This is a genomic window from Mycolicibacterium sp. XJ870, assembly GCF_053483975.1.
Window position 1 is genome coordinate 418,432 of sequence record NZ_JBEFTI010000002.1, and the last position, 12,150, is coordinate 430,581.

16 protein-coding genes are annotated in these 12,150 nt (G+C 64.4%); 6 read left to right on the plus strand and 10 right to left on the minus strand.

The window, feature by feature from the left end; translation table 11 throughout:
• The first annotated feature begins 47 nt into the window (after positions 1-47).
• On the plus strand, positions 48-689 hold the full coding sequence (locus tag ABQF30_RS13485) for a potassium channel family protein (protein WP_448464974.1): 642 nt from the start codon (positions 48-50) through the stop codon (positions 687-689).
• A 28-nt stretch (positions 690-717) separates the two neighbouring features.
• Positions 718-3,231, plus strand: a complete 2,514-nt coding sequence (locus tag ABQF30_RS13490; protein WP_448464403.1) for a DEAD/DEAH box helicase — start codon at positions 718-720, stop codon at positions 3,229-3,231.
• A 374-nt stretch (positions 3,232-3,605) separates the two neighbouring features.
• Here the strand turns inward: ABQF30_RS13490 and ABQF30_RS13495 are convergent, their stop codons facing one another.
• Positions 3,606-4,490 (minus strand): aldo/keto reductase, encoded by an 885-nt coding sequence (locus tag ABQF30_RS13495; RefSeq protein ID WP_448464976.1) that lies wholly within the window; start codon positions 4,488-4,490, stop codon positions 3,606-3,608.
• Between the two features lie 63 nt (positions 4,491-4,553).
• A complete protein-coding gene (locus tag ABQF30_RS13500) occupies positions 4,554-4,928 on the minus strand; it encodes a nuclear transport factor 2 family protein (RefSeq protein ID WP_448464405.1) in 375 nt (124 codons plus the stop codon).
• Between the two features lie 127 nt (positions 4,929-5,055).
• Between ABQF30_RS13500 and ABQF30_RS13505 the strand changes: the two genes are divergently transcribed.
• A complete protein-coding gene (locus ABQF30_RS13505; protein WP_448464407.1) occupies positions 5,056-5,736 on the plus strand; it encodes a cutinase family protein in 681 nt (226 codons plus the stop codon).
• Here ABQF30_RS13505 and ABQF30_RS13510 read toward each other — a convergent pair.
• The 8 genes from ABQF30_RS13510 to ABQF30_RS13545 form a co-directional block, all read right to left on the minus strand.
• Positions 5,733-6,113, minus strand: a complete 381-nt coding sequence (locus ABQF30_RS13510) for a type II toxin-antitoxin system VapC family toxin (RefSeq protein ID WP_448464409.1) — start codon at positions 6,111-6,113, stop codon at positions 5,733-5,735. The genes ABQF30_RS13505 and ABQF30_RS13510 overlap by 4 nt on opposite strands.
• The gene (locus tag ABQF30_RS13515) at positions 6,110-6,358 is read right to left on the minus strand and encodes a type II toxin-antitoxin system Phd/YefM family antitoxin (protein ID WP_448464411.1); all 249 of its coding nucleotides are present in this window, start codon (positions 6,356-6,358) and stop codon (positions 6,110-6,112) included. The genes ABQF30_RS13510 and ABQF30_RS13515 overlap by 4 nt, the downstream gene beginning before the upstream one ends.
• A 48-nt stretch (positions 6,359-6,406) precedes the next feature.
• Positions 6,407-7,639, minus strand: a complete 1,233-nt coding sequence (locus tag ABQF30_RS13520) for a fatty acid desaturase family protein (RefSeq protein WP_448464413.1) — start codon at positions 7,637-7,639, stop codon at positions 6,407-6,409.
• Positions 7,640-7,659: 20 nt separating this feature from the next.
• Positions 7,660-8,793: a ferredoxin reductase gene (locus ABQF30_RS13525; RefSeq protein WP_448464415.1), complete on the minus strand. Its 1,134-nt coding sequence runs from the start codon at positions 8,791-8,793 to the stop codon at positions 7,660-7,662.
• 76 nt (positions 8,794-8,869) lie between these two features.
• Entirely contained in the window at positions 8,870-9,706 is an 837-nt protein-coding gene (locus ABQF30_RS13530; RefSeq protein ID WP_448464417.1) for an adenylate/guanylate cyclase domain-containing protein, read from the minus strand.
• Between the two features lie 21 nt (positions 9,707-9,727).
• Positions 9,728-10,447, minus strand: coding sequence for an NUDIX hydrolase (locus tag ABQF30_RS13535; protein WP_448464419.1), 720 nt, complete (start codon positions 10,445-10,447; stop codon positions 9,728-9,730).
• Positions 10,448-10,472: 25 nt separating this feature from the next.
• Positions 10,473-10,622, minus strand: coding sequence for a hypothetical protein (locus ABQF30_RS13540; protein WP_448464421.1), 150 nt, complete (start codon positions 10,620-10,622; stop codon positions 10,473-10,475).
• A 138-nt stretch (positions 10,623-10,760) separates the two neighbouring features.
• Positions 10,761-11,033, minus strand: a complete 273-nt coding sequence (locus ABQF30_RS13545) for a DUF4235 domain-containing protein (protein ID WP_448464423.1) — start codon at positions 11,031-11,033, stop codon at positions 10,761-10,763.
• Between the two features lie 130 nt (positions 11,034-11,163).
• Here ABQF30_RS13545 and ABQF30_RS13550 point away from each other — a divergent pair, with 130 nt between their 5' ends.
• From ABQF30_RS13550 to ABQF30_RS13560, 3 genes are read left to right on the plus strand one after another with little or no spacing between them, the layout of a single operon-like run.
• Positions 11,164-11,571, plus strand: a complete 408-nt coding sequence (locus tag ABQF30_RS13550) for a phage holin family protein (protein WP_448464425.1) — start codon at positions 11,164-11,166, stop codon at positions 11,569-11,571.
• Positions 11,561-11,851, plus strand: a complete 291-nt coding sequence (locus tag ABQF30_RS13555) for a DUF3618 domain-containing protein (protein WP_448464427.1) — start codon at positions 11,561-11,563, stop codon at positions 11,849-11,851. The genes ABQF30_RS13550 and ABQF30_RS13555 overlap by 11 nt, the downstream gene beginning before the upstream one ends.
• Positions 11,852-11,882: 31 nt before the next feature.
• Positions 11,883-12,140: a DUF7218 family protein gene (locus ABQF30_RS13560; protein ID WP_448464429.1), complete on the plus strand. Its 258-nt coding sequence runs from the start codon at positions 11,883-11,885 to the stop codon at positions 12,138-12,140.
• Positions 12,141-12,150 lie beyond the last annotated feature (10 nt).

Below are 12,150 nucleotides of genomic sequence, written 5' to 3' on the forward strand. Positions count from 1 at the left end.
GCGGATGCCAGTAAATCAGTCAAGATAACTGGGTGGCGGACCGAAAGATGCGAGTCGGGATTGCCGGCGCAGGCAACGTCGGCCGGTCCGTCGCGCGGGAACTCCTCGACTACGGCCACAAGATCTTGTTGATCGAACGGAACCGAGGCAGTTTCGAACCCCACGCCGTCCCCGATGCGGACTGGCTCAATGCCGACGCGTGTGAGCTGACCGCCTTGGAAGAGGCCGGCATTCAAACCTGCGATGTGCTGATCGCGGCAACCGGGGACGACAAATCCAACCTGGTGGTCGGCCTGCTGGCGAAGTCCGAGTTCGGCGTGCCCAGGGTGGTGGCCAGGATCAACGACGTCCGCAACGAGTGGTTGTTCAGCCAGGCGTGGGGTATCGACGTGGCGGTCTCGACACCGGGCGCGATGGTCGCGGGGGTGGAGGGCGCCATCGACGTGGGTCACCTCGTGCGGCTCATGCGGCTGCGCGAGGGCAAGGCGGATCTGACGAAACTCACCCTGCCCGAGGACAATCCACTCGTCGGTCAGCGAGTGGACTCATTGCAACTGCCGCCGAGCACGGTTCTGGTCAGCGTGCTGCGAGGTAGCGACGTGATCCTTCCGCAGCCCGACCACATCCTCGAAGCCGGTGACGAGATGTTGTTCGTCGCGGAATCCCGGGGTGCGTCGGTCGTCGACTGATCGGCCATCAGGCAGGCTGGTCATCAAGATGACCGCCACAACTCCCCTGCTGCGCGCCGAGCGCGCCGACCCCGATGAGCTGTTCGCCTCGTTCGCCGCGTGGGCGGAGGCGAATGGCACAGTGCTGTACCCAGCGCAGGAAGAGGCGTTGATCGAGTTGGTCAGCGGGTCGAACGTGGTGCTCGCGACACCCACCGGGTCCGGCAAATCGCTGGTCGCCACCGGGGCGGTGCACGCGGCGCTCGCCGGCGACCGGACCAGCTTCTACACCGCACCCATCAAGGCCCTCGTCAGCGAGAAGTTCTTCGCGCTGTGCGACGTGTTCGGCGCGGCCGATGTCGGCATGCTCACCGGCGACGCCGCGGTCAACTCGGATGCGCCGATCATCGCCTGCACCGCCGAGGTGCTGGCCAACATCGCGTTGCGCGAGGGCGCCGATGCGGATATCGGCCTCGTCGTCATGGACGAGTTCCACTTCTACGGCGACCCCGACCGCGGCTGGGCGTGGCAGGTACCGCTGCTGGAACTGCCCCGTGCCCAGTTCTTGCTGATGTCGGCGACGCTCGGCGACGTCACGTTCCTGCGCGAGGACCTCACCCGGCGTACCGGGCGGCCGACGGCATTGGTGGCCAATGCCGAGCGGCCCGTTCCGCTGTTCCACTCGTATGCGACGACGCCGATGCACGAGACGATCGGCGACCTGCTCGACACCAAGCAGGCACCGATCTATGTCGTCCACTTCACCCAGGCCTCGGCGTTGGAACGCGCCCAGGCACTGATGAGCGTCAACGTGAGCACCAAAGAGGAGAAGGCCGCGATCGCCGACATGATCGGTGCGTTTCGGTTTTCGTCGGCCTTCGGGACGACGCTGTCGCGGCTGGTGCGGCACGGGATAGGCGTGCATCACGCCGGCATGCTGCCCAAGTACCGGCGGTTGGTGGAGCAACTCGCCCAGGCCGGCCTGCTCAAGGTCATCTGCGGCACCGACACCCTCGGCGTGGGTATCAACGTGCCGATCCGCACCGTTGTCTTTTCGGCCCTGTCGAAGTACGACGGGACCCGCACCCGGCTGCTCAATGCCCGCGAGTTCCATCAGATCGCGGGGCGGGCCGGCCGCGCCGGATACGACACCGCAGGCACCGTCGTCGTGCAGGCCCCCGACCACGAGGTGGAGAACCTCAAGCAGTTCGCCAAGGTGGCCGACGACCCGAAGAAGCGGCGAAAGCTGGTGCGCCGCAAGGTGCCCGAAGGCATGGTGCCGTGGAGCGAGAAGACCATGACCCGCCTGATCGAGGCTGTCCCCGAACCGCTGACCAGCAACATGCGGGTGTCGACGGCCATGATTCTCGATGTCGTAGACCGGCCGGGCGATCCCTTCATCGCGATGCGCCGGTTGCTCACCGACAATCACGAGCCACGCAAGCGCCAGCTGAAGCACATCCGCGAGGCGGTCGGGATCGCGCGTTCGCTGCTGCAGGCCGGCGTGCTGGAGCGGCTCTCCGAACCAGAGCCCGATGGTAGGCGCTACCGGTTGACCGTCAACCTGCCGCCGGACTTCGCGCTGAACCAGCCACTGTCGACGTTCGCGCTTGCCGCCGTGGATGTGCTTGATCCTTCTTCGGAAACCTATGCGCTGGATGTCGTTTCGGTCATCGAGGCGACGCTTGAGGACCCCCGGCAGATCCTCGCGGCCCAGCTGAACAAGGCTCGGGGCGAGGCAGTGGCGGCAATGAAGGCCGAGGGCATCGAATACGAAGAACGCATCGAGTTGCTCGACGATGTCACTTACCCCAAGCCGCTGGAGGAAATGCTCGGGCACACCTACGAGGTGTACCTGCAATCCAATCCATGGGCCGCCGACGGGAGGCTGTCGCCGAAGTCGATCGTGCGCGAGATGTGGGAGCGCGCCATGACGTTCCGAGAGTATGTGAGCGTCTACGGGTTGACCCGTTCCGAAGGTGCGGTGCTGCGTTACCTGTCCGACGCATTCAAAGCATTACGGTCTGGCGTGCCCGCCGCGGCCAGGACCGAGGAACTCACCGACATCGTCGAATGGCTCGGCGAGCTTGTGCGCCAAGTCGATTCGAGCTTGCTCGACGAATGGGAACAGCTGACCAATCCGGATGAGCCGCACGACGTGCCCGTGGCAGTACCGGCCCGCCCGCGCCCGCTGACCGGCAACGAGCGAGCGTTCACCGCGATGGTCCGCAATGGGTTGTTCCGGCGGGTGGAGCTGTTCGCGCGGCGCCGCTGGTTCGACCTCGGCGAGTTGGACGGCAGCTCTGGCTGGACGGCCGACCGCTGGGCAGAGGTCGGCGACGAATACTTCACCGAGCACTCCGACGTGGGCATCGGCGCCGACGCCCGCGGCCCTTCGTTGTTGATCATCGACCGACAACCGGGCGTGTGGCGGGTCCGGCAGATCCTCGACGACCCGGCAGGCGACCACGACTGGGGCATCGACGTCGAGGTGGACCTGGAGGCCTCCGACGAGGAGGGTGTGGCGGTTATCCGGCTGGTCGACGCGGGCCGGATGGACTGAAGCAGCGCCGCAGCTACCCCGCTGCCGGCAGGCGAAGATGGCGGGTCACCGCTTTCGGGCCTGTCGTTGAGTTCGACATCAGGGCTGTGGAGATCGCGCATCAGCCGGAATTCGCAGCCATGGTGTCGATCTCAACGCCAGGGACCACCAACAGGGTGGGGATCGCCATACCGAGGCCGTGCCGATCGCACGATCACCGAAACTGCAACCATGGACAGAATCTGGCGATTCTTTGTCCCTGACTTCAATTTCGGCGCGGCGCTCGACCTTTGGACGCGGGCGCCCACCTGAAGTACTGCTCATCGCTGACTTTTCGGTCACCGGGATTGGGGCTGTAGGCCCTGGCCGAGCGTACGTGTGTGCATGAACCCTCCTCAGAGTTCCGGGATTTCGATCCCGTATTTCTCGCGAGTGATGTCTTCGGGCTGCGGGCCACCCCGCACTCCGGTGTCGAGCGTGTCTATGGCGGCGAGTTGTTCAGCGGTGAGTTCGAAGTCGAAGACGTCGAAGTTCTCCCGAATCCGGCCCGGCGTCACCGATTTCGGGATCGCCTGACGGCCCTGCTGCAGATGCCACCGCAGCATCACCTGTGCAGGCGACTTGCCGTGCGCGGTCGCGATCTCGCCGATCACCGGATCCTCCAACGTGGACCCGTGGGAGCCGTCGCGGTAGAACGTGATGCCGCCGATCGGTGACCATGCCTGGTTGAGAATGCCGAGTTGGTCGTCGATCTCGAGCAGGTCGGTCTGCCGGAAGTAGGGGTGCACCTCGATCTGGTTGACCGCGGGCACCACATCGGTCTCGGCCAGCAACCGGTCGAGGTGGGGCGGCATGAAGTTGGAAACTCCGATCGCGCGGACCTTGCCGTCGTCGTACAGCTTCACCAGCGCCTTGTAGGCGTCGATGGTCAGATCGAACTCGCGCGGGAACGCCTGGTGCAGGATCAGCAGATCGATCGTGTCGACACCGAGCTTGCCTGCCGCCTTGTCGAAGGCGTGCACGGTGGTGTCGAAGCCGTAATCCGTGATCCAGACCTTGGTTTCGATGAACACGTCGTCGCGGTCCAGGCCGGAGCGGCGGATCGCCTCACCGACCTCCCGCTCGTTGCCGTACATCGCGGCGGTGTCGACGTGTCGGTAGCCGGTCTCCAACGCGACGCCGACGGCCGCGATGGTCTCGTCCGGCGGGGTTTGATACACGCCGAAGCCCAGCGCGGGCATGGTCACGCCGTTGTTGAGGGTGAAGGTGGGAATGATCATGAATGTCTCCTCTTCGCGCAAGCGCTCTCCGCCCGACTCGTTGAGGTCATATTTGGCCATCGGTTAGTCCGTCTTGCGGGTCTGCTGGTAGAGCGCCAGCTTCCACTTCCCGTCCACCCGGTGATAAGTGCTGGACATGGGGCCGACGAAGGCCGGTTCGTCGCCCTCGCGATACGCGGTGCCGGTGTAGACAAGCGCGACATTGTCGTCATCCAACGTGACCAATCGGACGTCGTCGATGTCGTAGGTGCGCCACGGCGGCGCTTGCGCCAACGCCCCGACGACGGCGTCACGGTCCATCACCATGCCGTTGGCGAGCACCATTACCGCATCGGGCAGCATGATTTCACCGTAGAAATCGGCGCCGGTCGAGTTGCACAGCGAATCCCAACCCGCGCGTTCGAGGTACAAGAGCGTGTCGCGCACCGAATCAGACATGGGTGTGCAGTACCCGCTTGCCGCGGTTTGTAGGCGTCCGAATGACAGCCGTTAATCCTGTTGAAAGAGTGGCTCAAGTGATTATTGGGTATCTTGGTACCCAAGGCATCGAACGTCGAGGAGAAACATGCCTGTCGGCAGCGCGGCTCGGCGCAAGCGCAGCAGGGCAGGTGTAGCGGTCGCAGGGGTCGCTGCACTTGCCGCGCTGAGCACTGTCGCGGCTCCCGCGGCGTTGGCGGCCCCGAAATGCACTGACATCGAAGTCGTCTTCGCGCGCGGCACGGACGAGCCCGCGGGCATCGGTGTCGTCGGCCAGTCGTTCGTCGACACGCTGCGCCCCATGGTGAAAGGGTCGACTGTCGGAAGCAACGCGGTGGAGTACCCCGCGTCGTGGGATTTCTGGGAGGTCGCGGCCGGCGCTACCGATATGAGCAAGCGGGTTCAGGCAACCGCCGCCCGTTGCCCCAAAACTCAGATCGTGATGGGCGGCTACTCCCAGGGCGCTGCCGTGGTGGACGTCGTCGCCACCTCACCGATCGCCGGCCTCGGGTACAAGGCACCGCTGCCCGCCGCCGTCGTTCCGCGCATCGCGTCGGTTGTGGTGTTCGGCAACCCGGCGGCGCGCCTCGGCCAGCCACTGACCCGCATGAGTCCGGTCTTCGGTTCGAGGACCGCCGATCTGTGCGCGCCCAACGACCCCATCTGTTCGCTCGGCAGGGATTTCAACTCTCATGTCCGCTATCCGCAGTCCGGGCTGGTGAAGCTCGCGGCCCAGTGGGTCACCCGACACATCAAGCCGCGCGACTAAACGGTGACAATCTCGATCAGGGTGTCCAGGCCAATGAAATCGGCCCCGTTGCGCGTGTAGAGCCGGGCCGAATGCGCGTGGGCGGTGGCCGCGATCAGCAGGTCCATCGATCGTGCCCGCGGCTGGCGACCCGCGTCGTCGACGGCAGCCGCTATCTGTCCGTAGCTGGCTGCCACCGCGTCGTCGAGTGGGAGCGTGTCAAAGGTGCGTTGCAGCGCCAGCAGACGACGTAGACGCTCGGCGCGCACCTGCCGTTCTTTGGCCACGAGAACTCCAAAGTGCATCTCCGCGAGGGTGATTGAGCTGACAGCCAGATCGCCGTCGAGAGGCTCGATATCGGTGGCGATCACCACGCTCGTGTCGAGGATCGCTCTCACACGACTCCCCACGGGTCGCGTAGTTCATGCGAGATCAAGTCGCGGTCCGCGTCCCAGTCCGGGTCGCTCGGGCCCCGGAACAGGTCGGCGATGTCGGTCCATTTTCTCCATGCTCGAGGTGCTGCGGGCACCAGGCGGGCACTTGGCCTGCCTGCGACAGTGATAGTGAACTCCTCGCCTTCTTCGACCCGGCGCACGAGATCGGAGGCGTCCTGTCGCAGCTCACGCAGACCCACACTTTCCATACACCGAACTGTAGCACATGTGCTACGGGTTGCCGTCTGCGGCGACCTCTACCCCATCGCGCCCGTTTCGAGCTCGCGCAGCGCGGTCCTCAGCCCGCGGCGCTTGCCGGTCCGCGGATCCACCCCGAAGCTTTCCCTCATCCCGGCCCGGACCCGAAACTTCAGCTCCGAGTGGGTTTCCGGCGCATCGTCGGACGTGGCCTTGAGAAGCTTGTCGGGTAGCGCCAGCTTCAGAATGGTCCAGAAGGATTGAAAGTATTGGCGCGGAAGTGATCCCGTTGTGTACGGGATGTCGTATTTGTCGCACAGGGCACGCACTCTCTCACTGATCTCCGCGTACCGGTTGCTGGGCAGATCGGGGAACAGGTGGTGCTCGATCTGGTAGCACAGATTGCCGCTCATGAACGCCATCAGGGGCCCGGCGTGAAAGTTCGCCGAGGCCAGCATCTGCCGCAGGTACCACTCGCCGGGCGTCTCGTTCTCGAATTCTTCCCGGGTGAACTTCTCCGCGCCGTCGGGGAAGTGGCCGCAGAAGATGACCAGGTACGCCCAGTAGTTGCGCACCAGGTTGGCGATCGCGTTGGCCTTCAAGGTGTGCTTCCAGTTCGGTCCGGACAGGGCCGGGAATATCAGGTAGTCCTTGCCCACCTGCTTGCCGACCTTCTTGCCGATCACCCGCAGGTCCTTACGCACCTCGGCCATCGACTTCTCGCCTTTACGGAACTTCGTCGTCTCCAGCCCGTGTGCGGCGACACCCCATTCGAAGAGTGTGCCGAGCAGCAGGTTGTAGATCGGGTTGCCGATCATCCACCGCTCCCAATGCTGGTCGCGGGTCAGGCGCATGATGCCGTAGCCGATGTCGTCGTCGAGTCCCACGACGTTTGTGTACTTGTGATGGATGAAGTTGTGGGATTTCTTCCAGTGCACACTCGGTGAGGTGGTGTCCCACTCCCATTCCGTCGAATGAATCTCCGGGTCGTTCATCCAGTCCCACTGCCCATGGGTGATGTTGTGCCCGAGTTCCATGTTCTCGATGATCTTGGCGGTTGCCAGCATGCCGATTCCGGCGTACCGAGCGATCCGGTTTCCACTGGCGAACAACGCGATTCGCCCGCCGGCAGCCAATGCGCGTTGAAGTTGAATCGTCCGCCGGACATAGCGAGCGTCGCGCTCGCCCCGCGATTCCTCGATATCGGTGCGGATCGCGTCGAGTTCTCGGGCGAGCGCCTCGACATCCTCGGTTGTGAGGTGTGCGTATTGCTTGATGTCGGCGATGGCCATGTTTCTCCTAGACGGTTCTCCTAGACGTTCAAGGTGCAGTCCCCTGCAGCCGTCGAAATACAGGTGTTGATGCGGTCGCCCGCGCCGTGTTCCTCGCCGGACCGGAAATCCCGGACGTGCCCGGATTCCAGTGGCAGGACACATGTTTGGCAGATACCCATCCGGCAGCCGAATGGCATCTGGATCCCCACCTTCTCGCCGGCTTCCAGAATCGATGTGGCGCCGTCGATCTCGATGGATTTGTCGGAGAAGGCGAATGTGACGGTGCCGCCCTCTCCACCTTTGTCGGTTCTGGCGATGACGAACCGCTCCGTGTGCAGGCTGTCGGCCCGGCCCGCGTCCTTCCAGATGGCTTCGATGGTGTCGAGCATCGCCGGCGGGCCACACGCCCAGGTCGGGCGCTCTGTCCAATCCGGAACCATGTCGTGCAGCGCAGCACCGAGGTCCAGATGGCCGTGGGCATCGGTCAGGTGCAGGTGCAGTCGGTATCCGCTCTGCTCCTGATCGAGCGTGCGCAACTCGTCGTGAAAGATCACGCTGTCTGCGCACGGCGCGGAATGGATGTGCACGATGTCGGGGTTGTGGCCGCGGAGCTTGACGGCTCGCAGCATCGCCATGATCGGCGTGATGCCACTGCCGGCCGACACCAGAAGCAGCTTGGCCGGCGGCGGGTCGGGCAGGGCGAAGTCGCCTCGGGGAGAAGCGAGCCGAACGATCGTCCCGGGTTTCACACCGTTGACCAGGTGGGTCGACAGGAACCCTTCCGGAGTGGCTTTGACGGTGATCGAGATCAGATCTGCCTCACGTCGGGGTACCGATGTGAGCGAATAGGACCGCCAATGCCAACGGCCGTCGATGTGCAGGCCGATTCCCACATACTGGCCCGGTTGGTAGTCACCGGAGAATCCCCAGCCGGGTTTGATCGTCACGGTGGCCGAGTCCTCGGTCTCCTTGCGAACGTCGACTACCTGTCCGCGCAGTTCACGGGCTGACCACAGCGGGTGGAGCAGCTTGAGATAGTCGTCCGGCAATAGCGGTGTGGTGGCTCTTGCCACCAACCCGCGCAACACGTTGACCTTCGGTGTGGAAGCGGTTTCGACATGCCGCGCCGGCTTCTCGCTCCAGCGCCACAACCCGCGCAATGTGCGGGTCATGAAGCCTCACCGCCCCCGGGCAGGAAGTCCGCGATTGGTGAACACATGTACGCCGACTACCCGACCGGGCCTGAATTCACACGTGCGACTCGCGATCGATTTCCACGGGATACAGAGTGTGGGTGCCGCGAAGACCCTTGAGTTCGACTGCCCGCGGATCGCCCAGCCGAATGTCGTCGAGATCCTGGATCGCGGCGCCCACCGGCTCGCTGACCAGAATCTCTCCCCCGTCAGCCTGATCGGCAATCCGCGCCGCCATCGCGACGTCGAGCCCGAACAGGTCCTCACCTCGACGGACCGATGTACCCATGTGAACCCCGATCCGTACCCGGATTTCCTCCCAGCGGGCCGGGTCCTGCTCAAGAGCCCGCTGCACATCGGTGCTGAACCGCACCGCGTTCTCGGGATCGGCGAACGCGATCATGAAACCATCGCCCTGGGTCTTCACCACGTGGCCGCCGTGCTTGTCGACCCGTGTCTGAACGAGCTTGTTGTGCCGTTGCAGGAGCCTGACCCACGCGCGGTCGCCCATCGCTTCGTTGTATTGCGTCGAGCCCTCGATGTCGGAGAAAACGATGACGACGCGCCCGTCGGCGGTGAGCCGGGCAAGGTCCGGACGCTCCACCTGCGCCCAACCCGCCAGGTCCTCGATCGAATTGCGCACGGTGGCACCGAGGCCCTTGTTGATGAGCATGTCCGCGGTCTGAAAGACCGTCTTGATCGCCAGTGGCGCAACGCCGCGCCGGCGACGGCGACGACGGTCCTGTTCGGACCGCACCCGGTCGAGCTCGCGTCGAGCACTCGTCAGCTGGCGCCTGCTCACGATGAACAACACGAGGAACGTGACGAACGCCGCGAACAGCAGTACGACGGCCCCCAACAGAATGGACTCGGCGGTGGTCGGCGTCGGCACCCGCTGATTATTGCGGCCGGCCTACTTCCAGGCGAATACCGGCTGTTCGAGTTGATCGACCGGGTCGGGGCGGCCTTCCAGGCACAGCCACCGTACCTGGAGCAGCACGGCACCCGTCGGTGCGTGGATGAGGTCGTTGCCCAATGGAATCTGCACTACCGGGAGCCGGCTCTCGGGAATGTCGATGAACCGGGGCGAGTCTTCGCGCTGCAGTTGGTGCAACCCGACGCGGTAGGCCGCCACCACCTCATCGGGTGCCGGATGAATGTCGAGCCGACCGCCGCCCCAGATCACCACCGGTGTGATGACATATCCGGACCGCGTCGGGTAGTCGTCGAGCAGGCCCAGGACGGACGACTCGGACAGCCTGATGCCGACTTCTTCATCGAGTTCCCGCAGTGCGGCGTCGACCGCGGTTTCGCCCGGGTCCAGTCTGCCGCCCGGCAACGCCCACTGTGCGGCGTGCGAATTGAGGCGAGAAGCCCTGCGGCACAGAAGAAATGCGGCACCGCCGGACACATCGATCATCCGTCCGTCGAGGCCGGGCTCCGGCATCGGCCGCCCGCCGATCCAGTCGTCCACCGGAGCCGGATCCACCCGGTCCTCACCGACCTCGGAGTCGACGAGCACCACCGCGACGGCTGCGTGCCGCTTCGTCGCGTCGGTCACGGCGCGCCGGTCATGGCTCGCAAGATGCGTCCTGATCTGATCTCGGAGTGCCTCGTCATAGGGGATCGTCACCGCTCGACCATAATCAGGTGCCGGTTCAGGAACGCCCGTCAGGTCTTTGGTTCGCGTGGTACGACGACGGGTGCCTGCGCATCGCTTCGGCAAGTTCGCGGGAGTTGCGCCGCGCCGCACGCCAGACGGGATGGGATTCCAGGTCGATCACAGTTCCGTTGGTGGCATCAGTCATCTCAATGCCTTCCGTCAAAATTCCGGACACTTTGTCCATTCACCAGGATGCCCGGCAAAGCTGAGGTGAGACCGTCAGATTTGCCGTGAACCAGCTGAGGATTGTGTTCGCCTGAGGTCGAGGACTGTCAGAGCTAACTCAGGCAGGCGATTCGTGGGTGAGAGCCCGATAGCCGTGCGCGCCTGTCCGGTCGACTGCGGCCTTGACCAAGCCGAACACCAGACCTTGCATCGCTGCGGCCGTCAATGCCTTTGCCGTGGATCGTTCGAGGTCCTTGGGATCCGGTGGTGGTAGATCCGGCTCTTCGACGTGCTTCCAGATCTGTTTGAACAATGCGCTTGCCAGCAGACCGCCGGCCACACTCGTCGCCATGGAGAGCGGCAGATAGAACATCTTCGCGCTTCGGCTCACGGGGCACCTCCTCGGAGTCGGGATGAGTGTGGATACCCGAATGCACGGGGGTTGTAACTGCGCGTCGGGTTTCGACCGACCCACTGCGGGGCACTGCTGTGAAGTAGTCGAACGCCTGCAGGAGGGCCTGATGACCACCCAACCGAACCCCACCAGGGAAGCGTCAATACCCCAACTCGTCAGTCAGATGCAGGAGCAGACGTCGCGGCTTGTGCGTGACGAGCTGCGACTGGCTCAGCAGGAGTTTCAGCAATCCGCTCGCCACGCCGGAATCGGAGCCGGCCTGATCAGCGTGGCCGGATTGCTGGCCGTACTCGGTCTCATGACGGTGATCGCAGCAGCCGTCGCCGCGTTGTCGCTTGTCCTGCCGGTCTGGGCCGCCGCGGTGATCGTCGCCGTCGTGCTGTTCGTCTGCGCCGGAATCGCTGCACTTGTCAGTCGCAAGCAGGCCCAACAGGTACCGCCGCCGGCCGCCGATGCGGTCGACAGCGTCAAGCACGACATCCAGGAAATCAAGGAGGCGCGACATGGCCGATGACCGACTCCCGCAGGAGCCCGGGCCGGATGCCGGAATCGACGAACTGCAGTCCGATATCGAAAAGACCCGCAGCGAGCTGGGCGAGACGGTCGGCGCCCTGTCCGACAAGCTCGACGTCAAAGGCCGCGTTCAGGACAAGGCCGCCGATACCAAGCATGCGGTCGCCGAACGCGCCCACGTGGCGACCGAGGCCGCGAAATCCAAACCGGTCGTGCCGACGGCGGCAATCGTCGCCCTTCTCGCCGCTATCGGCTTCGTGTGGTGGTGGCGGCGGCGCTGAGACGGTGCCCTCGAAAGGAAAGGTGGCGACGATGCCGAATTCATCGATCAAGAACGAGAAGATGTACGAGGAGTTGCGAAAGGAAGGCAGCTCAAAAGAAAAGGCAGCGCGGATCTCGAATGCCGCTGCGGCCCGCGGGAAGTCGGCCGTGGGCAAGAAGGGCGGCAAGTCCGGAACGTATGACGACTGGACCGTGCCGGAACTGAAGAAGCGCGCGAAACAGCTCGGCATCTCGGGCTACTCCGGCCTGACGAAGAGCAAGCTCGTCGCCAAGTTGCGCAACCACTGAAACGGGTACT